Source organism: Carboxydothermus pertinax (assembly GCF_001950255.1).
GTDB classification, from domain to species: domain Bacteria; phylum Bacillota; class Z-2901; order Carboxydothermales; family Carboxydothermaceae; genus Carboxydothermus; species Carboxydothermus pertinax.
The window spans coordinates 1-15,613 of sequence record NZ_BDJK01000020.1; the positions used below are offsets into that span (position 1 = coordinate 1).

The window sequence follows — 15,613 nt, forward strand, 5'->3', positions numbered from 1 at the left end:
ATAAATATTTGTTTAAAGGAAGATTTTACAGCTATAAAAAGCCAATTTGCGCCTAAAAAATGTTACTTTTTCAGTCCTCTCGAACCGTCCCTAACGGTTACTGTTCCATTTGTTTGGCTAAGAAACCGGCGGCAGTTTCAGCCATTTTTTGCTCGAGGGTTCCAAGTTTAACTCCGGGCTCGCGACTGGCTATGATCACCGCTCCAATCGGATCCCCTTCAACTATTATAGGAGCAATAATTTCGGAGGTAAACAGGCATTGACCGTCTTCAGCAGTTATACACTCTTTACAGTATTCGTGTTCCCCGGTAGCGTTTATCACCACTGTCTTCCGCTCATTCATTGCCCGTTCTACCGCAGGCCCAATGGATTTATTTAAAAACTCTTTTTTAGGTGCCCCTGCCACAGCAATTATAGTATCCCGGTCCGCTATAAAGGCTATATGTCCTAGAGATTCATGGAGGGATTCAGCATATTCTTTGGCAAAGTCACCCAGTTCACCAATGGGTGAGTATTTTTTTAAAATCACTTCCCCGTCCCGGTCCACGAAAATTTCCAGGGGATCCCCTTCCCGTATCCTCAGAGTTCTTCTTATCTCTTTGGGAATAACTACTCTTCCTAAATCATCAATGCGACGCACAATACCCGTTGCTTTCATGAAAAATTCCCTCCTTAAGGTAATTGCTTGGTAATGTTAGTATTTAACCTTAAGGAGGGAATTATACTTTTTGTTATTTATTACTTTAGGAGAGTTTTGTTTCTATTTTGGCTTTTTTCCTCAAGTCATTGAGAAACTTACTGTACGCATCCCTTTTCTTTTGTTCTAAAAGGTAGTTTTTAAGCTGTTCTTTAACTTCATCGTAACTCTTTTGCCTTGCAGGAATAATTTTTTCAAGCTTGATAATATGATAACCAAAAGCAGTTTTAACGGGAGTTTCGGTGATATCGCCAGGTTTTTTTAAAGCAAAAGCTGCATCTTCAAACTCTTTTACCATTTCTCCCCGACTGAAGGTGTACTGTCCGCCATTTTCCTTAACCCCTGGGTCATCGGATTTTTCTTTGGCTAAAGTTGTAAAATCTTTACCTGCCTTAATTTGTTTTATTAAATCTTCGGCAAGTTTTTTAGCCTCGGCATCGGTTCTTTTGACACTGGTATTAAAGTGGGGATTGTTTTGAGCATTACCATCATTTACTGCAATTAAAATATGGCGTACCTGCCGCTGTTCCGGAGATTGAAATTCTGCTTCAGTCTTATGCTTTTCATAGTAATCTTTTACCTCTTGCTCCGACACTGTAATCCCTTTGGTTATTTCATTATAAATTTTTTCGTTAATGAGTTGAATTCTTACCATTTCAGTTAAATCGTCATTACTGATATTCCGGTCCTTTAAAGCTTTTTCAAATTCCTGGGGAGAGGTAAACTGGGCACGGATTTCATTGATTTTATTGGTAATTTCATCTTTAGTGGGCTCAATTTTCTTTTCCTTGGCGTACTGGGAAATTAATAGTTCATTTATCATCTGGTCTAAAGTTTGTTGCTTTAAATTTTTAAGCATTTTTTGCCCATCCGCAGAAGTAAAGTCTACTCCCTGCAATTTCATGTCCGCTTGAACCTGGGAAAAGCGCCGGTCAAATTCTTTTTTGGAAATGGTCTTTCCATTAACTTTGGCAACGTAATCCCCACAACCCGCAAGACCAAGGGCAAGGGTCAGGACAAAAACCGCTGCCAGAATTTTAATAAATTTCTTCATTTCTTTCTCTCCTCTCTATTTTAACCTAATTGTAAAAAATTTTACCATTTATATATTCAACTTAACTGCCCCAATATCCTCTCTAAAAGGGAAAAAATTTCGTCACCAATTATTCCCTTAATCCTGCAGCGAACTTCTAAATCCGGGTTCATCCCGAACACCACCCTGCCTTTTAATTGGCCGGATATACGGGCAAGTTTTTCCGCGGTAATTTCGGGATTGGGGAAAAACTGGATTTTAAGTTCCCCTTCGGTCTGGTAAATTCCTTTTACCTTTAATTTCGCCGCCATTATTTTTATTTTAATTAATTTAATTAAGTTTTCCACTTCCCTGGGAATCGCACCAAATCGGTCAATTAATTCATCTACCACATCCCTTAAATCCTCAAGGTTCCTGGTACGCGAAAGTCTTCGATACATTTCAATTTTTTGCTTTTCATCGGGAATATAGCTTTCGGGAATATAGGCCGTTAAATTTAATTCCAGCTGCGGCTCTACTTCCTCGGTAGTAGCTTGCCCTTTTAATTCCGCTACTGCCTCCTGGAGTAATTTCATATACATATCAAAACCTACCGCCGCAATATGCCCGTGCTGTTCTGGCCCCAGAAGATTTCCTGCTCCCCGGATTTCCAAATCGCGCATGGCAAGTTTTAACCCGGAGCCAAATTCAGTAAATTCTTTAATAGCCGCAAGCCTCTTTTCCGCCGACTCCTTTAACACCTTATCTTTTTCATACATTAAATAAGCATAGGCAATCCGGTTACTTCGGCCCACCCGCCCCCGGAGCTGGTAAAGCTGGGCTAGTCCAAAACGGTCAGCATTTTTTATAATGAGGGTATTGACGTTGGGCAGGTCAATTCCTGTCTCGATTATGGTGGTAGAAACCAGTACATCATATTTGCCGGAAATAAACTCGAGCATAACCCTTTCTAACTGCTCCTCTTTCATCTGCCCGTGAGCAACTGCTACCCGGGCTTCGGGCACCAAAGCCTGTACCCAGGCGGCTACTTCCTCAATATCGTAAACCCGGTTATGGACAAAAAACACCTGACCTCCTCGCCCCAGCTCCCGGCGAATAGCATCCCTTACAATAAACGGATCCTCTTCTAAAACATAGGTCTGCACCGGGAAGCGGTTTTCTGGCGGAGTATTTAAAATGCTTAAATCCCGAATCCCCACCAGCGCCATGTGAAGCGTTCGGGGAATTGGGGTTGCGGTTAACGTTAAGACATCCACCGTTTCGGTTAAAAGCTTCAAACGTTCTTTTTGGGCTACACCAAATCGTTGCTCTTCATCCACAATCATCAATCCTAAATCATAAAACCGGACATCATCCTGCAAAAGCCGGTGAGTTCCAATAATTATATCCACTTTCCCCTTTTTAAGTTCATTAAGCGTTGCCTTTTGCTCCCGGGCGGTTTGAAAACGACTTAAAAGCCGAATTTCCACCGGATAGCCAGAAAATCGCTCTTTGAAAGTATTATAATGCTGCTGGGCCAACAGGGTTGTAGGCGTTAATACCGCCACCTGCTTCCCATCCATCACTGCCTTAAAGGCAGCTCTAAGGGCTACTTCCGTTTTGCCGTAGCCTACATCCCCGCATAAAAGCCGGTCCATTACTTTGGGTTTTTCCATATCTCTTTTTACTTCTGCAATAGCTTTTAGCTGGTCAGGAGTTTCTTCGTAAGGAAAACGCTCTTCAAACTCTTTTTGCCAAACGGTATCCGGGGAAAAAGCAAAACCGGGCTTGGCCATCCTTTTGGCATAAAGCTCCAAAAGACCTTCGGCCATTTCCCGCACGGCGGCTTTCACCCGATTTTTAACTTTTTGCCAATCGCCACCGCCTAAGCGGGAAAGTTTCGGAGGCTCCCCGTCTACACCTATATATTTTTGGAGATTACCTACCTGTTCCGGTGGTACATAAAGCCGATCTTCCCCTTGATAGGCAATTACCAAGTAATCTTTAACGTTACCGCCAACCTCCACCGGCTTGATTCCCAAATATTTCCCAATCCCATGCACCGGGTGCACTACAAAATCCCCCGGGGTAAACTGTTCTTCTAGTTTTTCTTCCGCCAAGACCTGCTTTTCCCGGGTTTTTACTGTCCGTCCGAAAAGTTCCATATCGGAATAAACCAGCAGTTTTTGCTGGAAAAACTCAAAGCCTGAACTTAGCCTTCCTCTTAAAATCTTTACTTCTCTGGGGGCAATCCCGGTTTCTAAATCCGCCGCTAAACTCACCGGAAAGTCCCGTTTAATTAGCTCATTCTTAAGATTAACCGCCGCCTCTTCCCGGCCCCTTACTACCAGAATACGATAACCATTTTGAAGAAAATTTCTTAAATCTTCGTAAAAAAGTTTTTCCTTACCCAGATAATTGGGAGGTTTTCTCCCGGCAAAGTTATGGGGATCATAATCCCCTACAAAGCGCGGAGTTTTTGGTAAAAGAGAGGTTAATCCAGACAGCCTTTGACGGAGGAGGGTAAAAATTTCATCCTCACTGTAAAACCCATCAACCTGTCGGGGAAGGGTATACCCTCCCGTTAACGCTTCGGTAAAGCTTTCCCGGCGAAGCTTTTCTAAACTACTTATTTGCTCCCCAAATCTTCCCGGTTCATCTAAAAAAATAAGATAATCCTTTTCAAAATAATCTAAAAGCGAAACTCCGTCCCAAAAGTACGGCAAAAGCTTTTCTATTACTTCGCTTTTGGTAAGAATATTAAAAACTTCCGCTCCTTTTTCTTTAAGTCTTCCTACCGCTTCTCGTTTGTTTTGCTGAATTAATTTTTTAACCTGTTCCTCCAAATCTTTTTCAATTTTCCGCCTAGCTTCTATAAGTCGGTCATCGTCTACCACCGCTATTTCTGCGGGAAATAAATAAGAATTGGTTAAATTTTCCTTTGACCGCTGACTTTCAATGTCTAAAGCCCGCAGGGAATCTATTTCATCACCAAAAAATTCAATCCGAAAAGGTATCTCTCCAGGGACATAAACATCCATTATCCCGCCTCGACGGCTAAATTGCCCGGGAGCTTCGACTTGGTCCACCCGTTCATATCCTATCTTTGTTAAATATAAGGCCAGTTCATCAGGATCTAGACTATCTCCTACAGCTATTTCCCGGCGCCACCGGGCAAAGCTATCAAGGGGAGGATATTTGCGGGTAAGGGCTTCGTAATTTACCACGGTATGGGGTCTTTCGCCCCGGGAAAGCTTTTTTAAAAGCTCAATCCGGGAAGCCTTTAGCTCCCCCTTTTCCCGAACAGTAAGGTCAAATAAAAGTCCCTCCCGATAAAAAAAGCGGGAAGTTTGCTGCCCCAAAAAAAACTCCAGGTCTTCGGCCATTTCCCGGGCTGACTGTTCATTTTCGGTAATTACCAGGAGCGGACGCCCTAAAGCCTTAGCCACCATTGCTAATAGAAAGGTCCTGGCACTACCGTATGAGCCATAAATCAACTGGGGACGCTTCTTCTTTATACCCTCTAAAAGGCGCTTAAATTCTGAATTTTCCTGCATTAAAGAAAAAATACTTGTACTTAGCACATTCTTATCCTCCGTTTTAATGAATGACCGGTCGACCAAAATAAGATTTTTCTTCAAAATAAAGCTCTTCCTGGCAATCCGGGCATATCCCCCGAATATAAGCACTTTTAGAAAAATTACCTTTTAAGTAATAGGTTTTTTGGCAAAAGTCACAAACATGAATTATCATCGCTTACCTCCAAGCAACTTTTAAAATTATCAGGTTATATAAAGTATGACCTAAGGCAGCAATTATTATACCGTAAAATACGCTAAGCTTTGTTATAAAAAAAAGAGTTATTAGGCCAAAAACAGTATGGGTAATGAGACTTAAGACAAAGGCCAGAAAATTTTTTTTGGCAGTAAATAAATCATATAAGCCTTCGGCAAAACCAAAAACCATATGGGCGATAATAAGATTTCCGTTCCCTAAAACCGGTAAAAGAGTCTTTAAAGGTTCCTCTATCCAGGGGGCCATTAACGTAACAGTAACTGGCGAAGATAATTTTAATAATAATTTATTTAGGAAATAAGCTAATACTACCGCTAAAAGTCCATAAAAAAAAGAAATCACAAATAAGTTTAACCCCCCCGGTTAAAATCATTCATGGCTTTATTAAAGCCTTCCTTTAACGCTACAGCTAAAGCCTCCACCGCAAATTTAAGGGTCGGCTCTAAAATTTCCCTTTCCTCCCGCGTAAAGGGCTCTAAGACGTAATCTTTCACATCCCCAAAAGCCGGACGTCCAATCCCAATTTTTAACCTTGGGATCTCATCGCAACCCAAACAGCTAATTATAGACCCCATACCCCGATGACCGCCGGCACTACCTTTTAAGCGCAAACGAATTTTACCTAAAGGTAAGTCCAAGTCATCGTAAACAACAATTAAGCGGGACAGGGGGAGTTTATAAAAGAAAACTGCCTCCTGCACGGCTGTCCCGCTTAAATTCATATACGTCTGGGGTTTTAAAAGTAAAACTTTTTCGCCAAAAATTTCACCTTCGCCTACAAGGCTTTTAAATTTTTTTTTGGTAATTGGTATTCCAAATTTTTCTGCAAAGCCATCTACAACCATAAACCCGGCATTATGCCGGGTATTTTCGTATTCGCGGCCAGGATTTCCCAATCCAGTTATAATAAACATTTTTTCTCTCCCTAATTATATATTAAGCAGTAGCCTCCGGAGGGTAAGCTTGCTCCTCTTCCTCCAGAGCGTATTGTTTCGGAGCTGAAACCAGGACAATGATGTTCTCCGGATCTTCAATAACCCTTACTCCAGAAGGTAACTCTAAGTCTTTAACCCTAAGGCAGTCCCCCACCAAAAGTTTAGAAACATCCACTTCAATAAACTCCGGTAGGTCCTCCGGTAGACACTCTACAGTAACTTCCGTCAGGCCATGTTCCAAAATTCCTCCAGCTCTTACCCCTTCTGCTTCACCATAAAGCTCCACCGGCACCAGTTGCCGGATTTTCCGGCCGCTTTCTACCACCTGAAAATCCACATGGATTAGCTTCCCGGTCACCGGATGGCGTTGTAGCTCTTTAACTAATACCCGTTGTTTTTTCCCCTCTAAGGAAAGCTCCAGTAATTTTATTCCCCTCTCGGTGAGCCTTTCAATTTCCCGAGCCTCTACCGCCACCGCAACTGGCTGAATATTTTTCCCGTACATTACTCCTGGAATTTTCCCCTCGTTTAAAAGACGGTGGCGTTCGCTCCGGGTTTTTTTCTCCCTTAAATAAGCATTAATTGTTTCCACCTTTTAAATCCCTCCTTATTTACTAAGTATTCCCGAAGCTTAGTTCTAAAAAACGTTTTTTGGGAATAAATGTAATTAAAGAGGGACCGGGAGGTGGTATTTTGGGGATGCGCGGCATGTTTTGGGTCTTCCGGTAATCACCGCCCGGGATGGGGTAATCACCGGAACAGTAAAAGAGCTTTTAGTGGAGCCTTATGAGCGAAAAATAGCAGGGTTTGTAGTCGTTAGCCGGAGCCTTTTTCCGGGGACCAAGCTTTTACCTTTTAGCGAAATTAAAGCGTTAAGTGCAAAAGTAGTATTGATCGGCAGTAAAGATGCCTTAAAAAAACCAGAACAATTACCGGAACTATCCGAACTTCTTAAAAAAGGCCCTCGGCTTTTTGGCCAAAAAGTTATCGTCGAAGACGGAAGTTACTTAGGGCAAATGGTAAGCTTTATTTTAAATCCTGCTACCGGAGAAATCACGAATATTAGTATTGCCCCGGGTTTTTTCCGGTTCGGCCGGATATACCGGTTAGACAGCTCCTATATATTAACTATCGGCAAAGATGCGGTAGTTGTCAAGAGGGGGGGAGATACAGCCCTTACTCTCCTTCCCAGTAAAACTACCCAAACTTTTTCTAAAATAAAAGAAAACCTTGCCGGATGGGGCAAGGCATTTTTTAAAAAACGGGACGACTAAACAAAAAGTTCGCTCACCGACAGGTCCTCATGGATTCTGCGAATCGCTTCCCCCATTAATGAAGCTACTGATAAAACCTTAATTTTTGGAAGTTTTTTCTCTGGAGAAAGGGGGATCGTATTGGTAACAACAACTTCTTTTATGGGAGAATTTGCCAATCTATCCACTGCCGGGCCAGATAAGATTGGATGAGTGCAACACACATAAACTTCTTTTGCTCCCCGCTCTATTAGGGCTTGGGCCCCCTGGGTTATGGTACCGGCAGTGTCGATAATATCATCAATCATAATAACGGTTTTCCCTTTAATATCCCCAATAATATTCATGATTTCTGCCACATTGGGTTCCGGACGGCGCTTATCAATAATCGCTATTGGTGCCCCAATCCGTTCCGCCAAATCCCGAGCTCTGGTTACCCCGCCTAAATCCGGGGATACCACCACTTTATTTTCAAAGCCTTTTTCAATAAAGTATTTTGCCAGTATCGGCACTCCTACCAGGTGGTCCACCGGTATGTCGAAAAAGCCCTGAATTTGTCCGGCATGTAAGTCCATGGCTATAACCCGGCGGGCGCCACTAACGGTAATTAGGTTTGATACCAGCTTTGCCGTAATGGGATCCCGGGCTCGGGTTTTACGATCCTGCCGGGCATAGCCAAAATACGGAAGTACCGCAGTAATCCTGCGAGCCGAAGCCCTTCTTACCGCGTCAATTAAAATTAAAAGCTCCATCAGGTTTTCATTTACCGGCGTGCAGGTGGGCTGAATTACAAACACATCCGCCCCCCGGACACTTTCATTTATTTTTACCTGAATTTCCCCGTCGGAAAACCGGGAAACCCGGGCATCTCCCACCTCAACTCCTAAAAAAGAGGCTATTTCTCTTGCTAAATCGGGATTGGCATTGCCGGAAAAAATCTTTAAATCATAGCGGCTCATGTTCAAAAACCTCCATTTGCTTTAATCCGATTCCGAGCAAAATTCGACACCTCTTTTATTCTCGAATGCTGGCAAAACTTCCTGCCGCTTTACGAAAAAATAAATATTATTTAACATAATCTTCTTTATTTATCTGCCGGGAGCGAGCAATGGCTAACGCTTTTGGGGGTACATTCTCTGTTAAAGTTGAGCCTGCCCCTACCACAGCGTTTTTCCCAACTTTAATGGGAGCCACCAGGTTGGTGTTACTACCTATAAACGCCCCGTCCTCAATAATTGTTTCCCATTTATCCTTACCGTCATAGTTACAGGTAATAGTTCCAGCCCCGATATTAACTCCCTTACCTACCACAGCATCGCCGATATACGAAAGGTGGGGCACCTTGGAGCCTTCTCCAATGAACGATTTTTTCACCTCAACAAAATCGCCAATTTTAACTTCATTGGCAATGACAGTCCCCGGACGGAGGTAGGCAAAAGGCCCAATATTAACCTCCTCTCCCACGACAGCTTCCTTGACCACCGAATAGGTAATTTCGGTATTATTGCCAATTTTACTATTTTGAATTCGCGTATTGGGGCCAATTATACAGCCGCTACCAATTACCGTTTCTCCTTCTAAAAAGGTATTGGGATAAATCACCGTATCACGGCCAACTATAACCTCTTCTCCAATATATACCGTTTCCGGGTCAATTATTGTTACCCCTTCCTGCATTAAAGCTTCGGCTTTTCTACGATAAACTTCTTTAGTAAGCCGGGCAAGTTGAATCCGGTCATTAACCCCCAAGACTTCGGTTTCGTCCTGAATAGTTATTGTTTCAACAATTTTCCCCTGGGATAACAAAAGGGGAATAGCATCGGTTAAGTAATATTCCTTTTGAGCATTTTCGGCTTTTAATAAGGGCAGTATTTCTTTTAACTCATTAGTTTTAAAGCAGTATATTCCGGTATTGACCTCGGCAATTTGTTTTTCTTCTAGTGTTGCATCCTTTTCTTCAACTATCTTTATTATTTTCCCATATCCATCTCTGACGATACGCCCGTAACCAAAAGGGTTTCCCAAAAAGCAAGTTAATACGGTCGCTGCAGCACTGCTTTCCAAATGTCTTTTAATTAAAGCTTCCAAGGTAGCCGCTTTTAGTAACGGGGTATCTCCCGCTACAATTAACACATTTTCATCCTGAATGTAAGGCATGGCTACCAATGCTGCGTGTCCGGTACCCAGTTGCTCCTCCTGAACCGCCATTATTGCCCGTTCGCCAAGGATTTCCTTAACCTTTTCCTTTTGGTAGCCCACCACCGCTACCACTCTATCCACCCCGGCCGCCGCTAGAGCATCGTAAACTCTTAAAATCATTGGTTTTCCGGCAACTTCATGGACAACTTTGGGCAGGTCCGACTTCATTCGCGTCCCTTTACCTGCCGCTAAAATAATTCCTTCCACCAAAAGCCCTCCTTAATGTTCAATAATCTGATAACCCGCATTAATTAAGACCTCTAAAAGCTTATTAACATGGTCTATATCCCGGGTTTCCAAGGCTAACTCCACTTCGGCCTGTTTTATAGGTACGTGGGGAGCTATCCGGTCGTGGTTTATGAAAATGATATTGGCCTTTTCCCTGGCTACCAGCTCCAATAGTTTCTGGAGTGCTCCGGGTTTGTCATCTAAAATAGTTTTTATCCGTACGTAACGGCCAGCTTTCACCAATCCCCGTTCAATGATTATGGATATGGTATGAACATCAATATTTCCCCCGGATAAGACCACTCCCACTTTACGTCCTCGCACCGGAAGTTTATGAGCCAAAAGAGCAGCTACTCCAACAGCTCCCGCTCCTTCTAACATTACTTTTCCCCGTTCTAAGACCATTAAAATAGCCTGGGCTATTTCTTCATCATCTACCAGCACAATGTCATCTACTAAATCTAAAATAATCTTTGAAGTAAGCTCCCCCGGAGTTTTTACCGCAATCCCATCGGCAATGGTCGAAACCGAAGGCAAGGTCACTTTTTTCCCTTCCTTCCGGGTATAGTACGATGAAGGCGCACCTTCGGCCTGAACTCCAATTACTTTGAGGTTAGGCTTTATAGCTTTTGCCGCTACCGCCAAACCGGCAATTAACCCCCCACCGCCAATAGGAGCTACCAGCATATCAAGTTCCGGCACCTCTTCCAGCATTTCTAAAGCTATTGTCCCTTGCCCGGCAATTACCTTGGGATCATCAAAGGCATGAACAAAGGTAGCCCCTTCCTTTTCCATGATTTCTTTAGCTTTTAAGTAGGCATCATCGTAACTGGCACCGCTTAAAACAACCTTTGCCCCGTAGCTCTGGGTTGCCTGGACTTTGGCCAGGGGTGCCCCTTCGGGCATCACAATAGTTGCCGGAATACCGGCACTATAGGAGGCAAACGCTACCCCCTGGGCGTGGTTTCCCGCCGACGCCGCTACCACTCCCCGCTCCCGTTCTTTCACCGGAAGGCTCGCAATTTTATTATAAGCCCCTCTTAGCTTAAAGGAGCCTGTTTTCTGGAGATTTTCATACTTAAAATAAACCTCTCCGCCGGAAAGGCGGCTAAAAGTGGCCGAGTAAGCCGTTAGGGTCCGATGAGCCACTCCCAAGAGCCGTATTCTTGCTTCTTGCACATCTTTTAGTTCTACCAATTTTTAACACCCCCAAAAAAGAAAAAAGCCCCCTAGGGCAAGTATTTTAAAACTAGCTCCAGGTCTTCCGGTTTATCCACATCCACACCAATGCCAAAACTCCGGGAAAATACTGCTTTTCCCCGGATCCCTAATAACCCTCCAACCTTTTCTTCTAGCTCTTTTACCGAAAGCTTTTTCGCCAAAAACTTTATAACAAAGCCCAAGCCCAAAAGCAGACTTAACTTAAAGGGGCTTTTTCTCAGTTTTATCAAATCCTGGGCTTTAACAATAGCTTTTTCCACAATCCGCGGGTCAACTAAAAAAAGATTCCCGCCAGTTACAGTTCCTTCCTTTAAAGTTACATAAGTTCGCCGAACCGATTTATCTCGCTCTTCAATGGCTTCTTTATAAACCACCGGGTAATAAACATCATACCCCGGGGGACAAGAAAAGAGAAAAGTTTTAATTTCCTCCGGAGTAATTAAAGGAATATCACTGGTTGCCACCAGGGTCTTAGTGTCCCGGGGCAAAACCTTAAACCCCTTTTGCACCGACTCCACTACCGACTCACCCCCATCGACCAGCACCACCCGTCCCTCCGGATAGCGTCCGGAAAGCTCTTTGGGCCCTGCTACTACTATTTGTTTAACCTCGGGGGTTTTTAAAAGGGAGTCTACCACATAGTCAACCATCGGTCTACCTTTCAGGGGTATTAAGGCTTCATAAGGTTCGGGGCAGACTTTAGCTAATTTACCACTATTCACACTGCCCGCTAATACCAGAGCATTAATCACCAACCAATTCGCCTCTTTCCTTTAAGCCATTAATCATACTTTGTTCTGCATTTTCAATGTGCTCTCTTGCTAAAGCCTGAGCCTTTTCCACATTTCGCTCGGCAATTGCCTCCACAATTTCCTTATGCTCTTCTAAAGCAATCCGCATCCGACCCGGTTGGGAGAGAGAAGCTGTTCTAAACCGCTGAATTTGTTCTCTTAAATGGCTTACAATTTGAATGAGCCGCTCGTTACGGCTTGCCCGGTAAAGAACATCGTGAAAATCCGTATCCACTTTTATTATATCTTCCAAGCGATCACTATCGGCAAGGTTTTGCTGCTGAACCAGAACCCGTTCTAACTCTTCAATTTCCTCATCGGTAATCCTCTCGGCAGCAAGGCCAGCCGCCAGGCTTTCTAACGCTGCCCGTACTTCAAACACATCGGCCACATCTTTTAACGATATTCCAGCCACATACGCCCCTTTCCGGGGAATCATAACAACAAAGCCTTCTAATTCAAGCTTTCTAATGGCTTCCCGCACCGGAGTACGGCTAACCCCCAGTTCTTCCGCCAGTTGCACTTCCATTAGCCTTTCTCCCGGTTTTAATACGCCATTGATAATTGCTTCCCGTAAGGTTTCAAAAACCAGTTCCCTTAAAGGCTTGTAATTATCAAGGATAATAGGATTTAATCTCCCCATATAATCCCCTCATTTCTTAATTTATATTATATTATTTTACAATTTCTTTAAGGCTTTAAGCAAGTAGGTCCTACAGCATAAGGCCGAACAATAAATTTTTGCCCCGGTAAATTTATTTTTCTGAAAATTTCGTAAGCCTTTGCCAGATTTTCCGTTAAAGCAAAAAGGGTTGAGCCACTACCGGACATCAAAACTCCCAGGGGATTTAAGTTTAAAAGTTCCTTTTTGTATCTATATATTTCCGGTCTTATTTCCATAGCACTTATTTCCAGAACATTTTTTAAATTTTGTCCCAATTCTTGTAAATTTTCCCTGGCTAACGCTTCTAAAACCTTTTGGTGATTTGGGCGGTTGGTAGTTAAATCTTTTCCTGCTAGCTTTAAATAAGCCATGCGGGTAGAAATGCCAAAGGGCAGTTTATAAAGGACAAAATAGCCTTTTTTTAGAGGAGTAAGCCTTGTTACCTTCTCCCCTATCCCTTCCACCAAGGCTGTTCCACCCTTTAAACAAAAAGGTACATCTGCTCCCACTCTGGCCCCAATTTTCTCCAGCTCTTCTGCAGAGAAATTTAAATTATAAAGTCTATTTAAACCAAAAAGCACAGCCGCACCATCGGTCGAGCCACCGGCTAGCCCTGCTTCCTGGGGGATCTTTTTATATAACGTTATTTTAGCTCCAAAGGTTTTCCCAGTTGCATCCATTAAGGCTCGGGCTGCTTTAATGGCAATATTAGTCTCATCCGCAGGTAAATTCGCCCCAGCAATTTTTAGCTTTAATTCTTCCGCCGGCTCTATCTCCACTAAATCCCCTAAAGTAATAGACTGCATTATCGACCAGAGCTCATGGTAACCATCGGAGCGCTTTCCTAATATATCTAAAGTAAGATTTATTTTTGCCGGTGCAAAGATTAACAATCCTTTTCCTCCCGTTACCCCTCAACAAGGAGGTAATTTTATGGTAGTTCATCTTCTGGTAAGTTTGAGAAAGAAAATTTTAACCCTTTATAAAAACAATTTACCGGTTAAATCCTGGCCGGTAGCGGTAGGAGCTCCTAACTCTTCCACCCCTACCGGAGTATACCGCATAAAAAATAAAATTATTAACCCCGGGGGCAGTCCCTACGGCATCCTTGGTAGCCGCTGGATGGGACTTACCATCCCCGGTGGCAATTATGGCATTCACGGTACTAATAATCCGGCCTCCATTGGCCTAGAGGTGTCCAAAGGTTGTATTCGAATGCATAATAAAGACATTGAAGAATTATTCCCCCAAGTTCCCCTCTGGAGCCGGGTAATCATCACCAAAGATTAATAAAGATACTTCCACTGGTGGAAAACCAGCGGCTTTTTAGCAGGATTAGGCACATCCTCGGCCACTACTTCTCCCACCAGGACAATATGGTCACCCGCAGGAATCTCTTTTACCAAACGACATTCGAGGTTGGCAATTGCTGTGGTAAGTTTTGGAGCAGAAACTTTTTCTCCCCGAACTACCGGAAGATTTAGCTCTTTTACCTTATCTACTTTTGCCCCGGAATTTTTACCGCAAAAATCAGCAATTTCCTTCTGGTCTTCGGCTAAGATTGCCAGAGTAAACTCTCCACTCTCTTTAATTTTCTGGTAAGCATACCTTTTGGGAGCAAGATTTACTAAAACCATTGGCGGATTCACTGAAACCTGGGTAATCCAGGCCACAGTAGTAAAATTACCCTGCTCCCGGTCATTGTAGCCAAGTAAAGCTACCGAATTGGTTAAATAATCAAGTCCTTTAGCCAAAATTATCCCTCCTCATTAATTTTTACCACCACCAAACCGTTTTGCGGTAAAATTGTTAAGGGTGGCAGTTTTTCAGCGAATTTTAATAAAGCTTTTAACTTTAAATTCTCCGGTTTAAAATAATAACCTAAATCTATTTTAAGTTTTTTCCCTTCTAAGTCTATCCCGGGAAAACGCTTTTTATTTACCTCTAGAAATTTGCGTACTCCCCAAAAACCCGCTATAGGAGCAAAGGCCCGATAGAAAAAACCTCTAGCACCTGAAAGATTTAGTTCTGGCATATCCCCGAGATAAACTTCAGCAAAAATATTTTCCCTTTCGGTGTATAACTGGGTTTTAATTATTTTTTGCTTAAAATTTAAATTATATAACGAAAGATTACCCTTTAGCCAAAGTTCATCACCTCGAATTTCTACTTGTAACTCGCGTACTGGTAATTCCGGCGGTAATTCTCTTAAAACTCCCACTATAAAACTCTCGGATAAATAAAGCTTACCTCTTAAAACATTTGCCAGCCGGTTATGTTTAAAAAATTCCCGGCCAATATAATATAAATTTTCTAAATCCTCTATCCGATTTTCCAGCTTTAACGCCATAAAAAAAGGCGAAATTTTTAATAAATCTTTTAAAAGTCCAAATTTTTTATCTAAAAGGCTTTTTATATCTAATGGCGCCTCAAAAAGATTTTCCCCTTTAAAACTTGCATATCTTCGCACTTCATCGCCAATAAACTCCCAAACCAGGCGAATCACAAAAGCATCATCTAAAAAGCCCAAAAACGGTAAAAAATCACCGATAATATCCACCGGGAGCACAAAATAAAGGATGCCTGCTAAAATCACCAGTTTAGTTTTCGGCTCAATGCGAAAGTTTTCGTCAAAAAACATCTCCCAAAAATACTTTAAGTAGTAAATTAGTGACTTTAACTCCGGTGTTTCAACTTTTAAAGCTGCTTCCTCTAGTTTTTGTGGTACTTCTTTCTGGTATTTTTGCCATTCTTCCTGAGATAAGTTTTTAATTTTATGAAAAAACGACCAGGCATCCGGCATTATCCCGCCCCCTTA

General features: G+C 42.7%; 17 protein-coding genes. 2 read left to right on the plus strand and 15 right to left on the minus strand.

Annotation, left to right across the window (positions count from 1 at the left end; all coding sequences use genetic code 11):
• Positions 1-97: 97 nt before the first annotated feature.
• From spoVT to cpu_RS06680, 7 genes are all read right to left on the minus strand, one after another.
• Positions 98-658 carry a stage V sporulation protein T gene (gene spoVT, locus cpu_RS06655; protein WP_075859251.1) on the minus strand — a complete coding sequence of 187 codons (561 nt, stop codon included), beginning with the start codon at positions 656-658 and terminating at the stop codon, positions 98-100.
• An 85-nt stretch (positions 659-743) separates the two neighbouring features.
• Positions 744-1,751, minus strand: coding sequence for a peptidylprolyl isomerase (locus cpu_RS06660; protein ID WP_075859252.1), 1,008 nt, complete (start codon positions 1,749-1,751; stop codon positions 744-746).
• 56 nt (positions 1,752-1,807) lie between these two features.
• Positions 1,808-5,293 carry a transcription-repair coupling factor gene (gene mfd / locus cpu_RS06665; RefSeq protein WP_077177217.1) on the minus strand — a complete coding sequence of 1,162 codons (3,486 nt, stop codon included), beginning with the start codon at positions 5,291-5,293 and terminating at the stop codon, positions 1,808-1,810.
• 16 nt (positions 5,294-5,309) lie between these two features.
• Positions 5,310-5,462 carry a hypothetical protein gene (locus cpu_RS13640; protein WP_159433981.1) on the minus strand — a complete coding sequence of 51 codons (153 nt, stop codon included), beginning with the start codon at positions 5,460-5,462 and terminating at the stop codon, positions 5,310-5,312.
• Between the two features lie 3 nt (positions 5,463-5,465).
• On the minus strand, positions 5,466-5,846 hold the full coding sequence (locus cpu_RS06670) for a hypothetical protein (RefSeq protein WP_075859253.1): 381 nt from the start codon (positions 5,844-5,846) through the stop codon (positions 5,466-5,468).
• Positions 5,847-5,854: 8 nt separating this feature from the next.
• Positions 5,855-6,418 carry an aminoacyl-tRNA hydrolase gene (gene pth / locus cpu_RS06675; RefSeq protein ID WP_075859254.1) on the minus strand — a complete coding sequence of 188 codons (564 nt, stop codon included), beginning with the start codon at positions 6,416-6,418 and terminating at the stop codon, positions 5,855-5,857.
• A gap of 22 nt (positions 6,419-6,440) precedes the next feature.
• Positions 6,441-7,031, minus strand: a complete 591-nt coding sequence (locus tag cpu_RS06680) for a 50S ribosomal protein L25 (protein WP_075859255.1) — start codon at positions 7,029-7,031, stop codon at positions 6,441-6,443.
• A 121-nt stretch (positions 7,032-7,152) separates the two neighbouring features.
• Here cpu_RS06680 and cpu_RS06685 point away from each other — a divergent pair, with 121 nt between their 5' ends.
• Positions 7,153-7,713: a PRC-barrel domain-containing protein gene (locus cpu_RS06685; protein WP_075859256.1), complete on the plus strand. Its 561-nt coding sequence runs from the start codon at positions 7,153-7,155 to the stop codon at positions 7,711-7,713.
• Here cpu_RS06685 and cpu_RS06690 read toward each other — a convergent pair.
• From cpu_RS06690 to ispE, 6 genes are all read right to left on the minus strand, one after another.
• Positions 7,710-8,651 (minus strand): ribose-phosphate diphosphokinase, encoded by a 942-nt coding sequence (locus cpu_RS06690; protein WP_075859257.1) that lies wholly within the window; start codon positions 8,649-8,651, stop codon positions 7,710-7,712. The two genes, cpu_RS06685 and cpu_RS06690, sit on opposite strands and share 4 nt — an antisense overlap.
• Before the next feature lie 106 nt (positions 8,652-8,757).
• Positions 8,758-10,098, minus strand: coding sequence for a bifunctional UDP-N-acetylglucosamine diphosphorylase/glucosamine-1-phosphate N-acetyltransferase GlmU (gene glmU / locus cpu_RS06695; protein WP_075859258.1), 1,341 nt, complete (start codon positions 10,096-10,098; stop codon positions 8,758-8,760).
• A 12-nt stretch (positions 10,099-10,110) separates the two neighbouring features.
• Positions 10,111-11,316 (minus strand): threonine ammonia-lyase, encoded by a 1,206-nt coding sequence (gene ilvA / locus cpu_RS06700; RefSeq protein ID WP_075859259.1) that lies wholly within the window; start codon positions 11,314-11,316, stop codon positions 10,111-10,113.
• A 32-nt stretch (positions 11,317-11,348) separates the two neighbouring features.
• Positions 11,349-12,092 carry an NTP transferase domain-containing protein gene (locus cpu_RS06705; RefSeq protein ID WP_075859391.1) on the minus strand — a complete coding sequence of 248 codons (744 nt, stop codon included), beginning with the start codon at positions 12,090-12,092 and terminating at the stop codon, positions 11,349-11,351.
• A complete protein-coding gene (locus tag cpu_RS06710) occupies positions 12,085-12,774 on the minus strand; it encodes a GntR family transcriptional regulator (protein WP_075859260.1) in 690 nt (229 codons plus the stop codon). Before cpu_RS06710 ends, cpu_RS06705 begins: the two co-directional genes overlap by 8 nt.
• Positions 12,775-12,821: 47 nt before the next feature.
• Positions 12,822-13,688, minus strand: a complete 867-nt coding sequence (gene ispE / locus cpu_RS06715) for a 4-(cytidine 5'-diphospho)-2-C-methyl-D-erythritol kinase (RefSeq protein ID WP_075859261.1) — start codon at positions 13,686-13,688, stop codon at positions 12,822-12,824.
• A 40-nt stretch (positions 13,689-13,728) separates the two neighbouring features.
• On the opposite strand from ispE, the gene cpu_RS06720 reads away from it, so the two are divergent.
• On the plus strand, positions 13,729-14,085 hold the full coding sequence (locus tag cpu_RS06720; RefSeq protein ID WP_075859262.1) for a L,D-transpeptidase: 357 nt from the start codon (positions 13,729-13,731) through the stop codon (positions 14,083-14,085).
• On the opposite strand, the gene cpu_RS06725 is transcribed toward cpu_RS06720, so the two are convergent.
• Both cpu_RS06725 and cpu_RS06730 read right to left on the minus strand, forming a co-directional pair.
• Positions 14,082-14,549, minus strand: a complete 468-nt coding sequence (locus cpu_RS06725; protein ID WP_159433982.1) for a flavin reductase family protein — start codon at positions 14,547-14,549, stop codon at positions 14,082-14,084. The genes cpu_RS06720 and cpu_RS06725 overlap by 4 nt on opposite strands.
• 2 nt (positions 14,550-14,551) lie before the next feature.
• On the minus strand, positions 14,552-15,598 hold the full coding sequence (locus tag cpu_RS06730; protein ID WP_075859264.1) for a YkvA family protein: 1,047 nt from the start codon (positions 15,596-15,598) through the stop codon (positions 14,552-14,554).
• Positions 15,599-15,613: the final 15 nt, after the last annotated feature.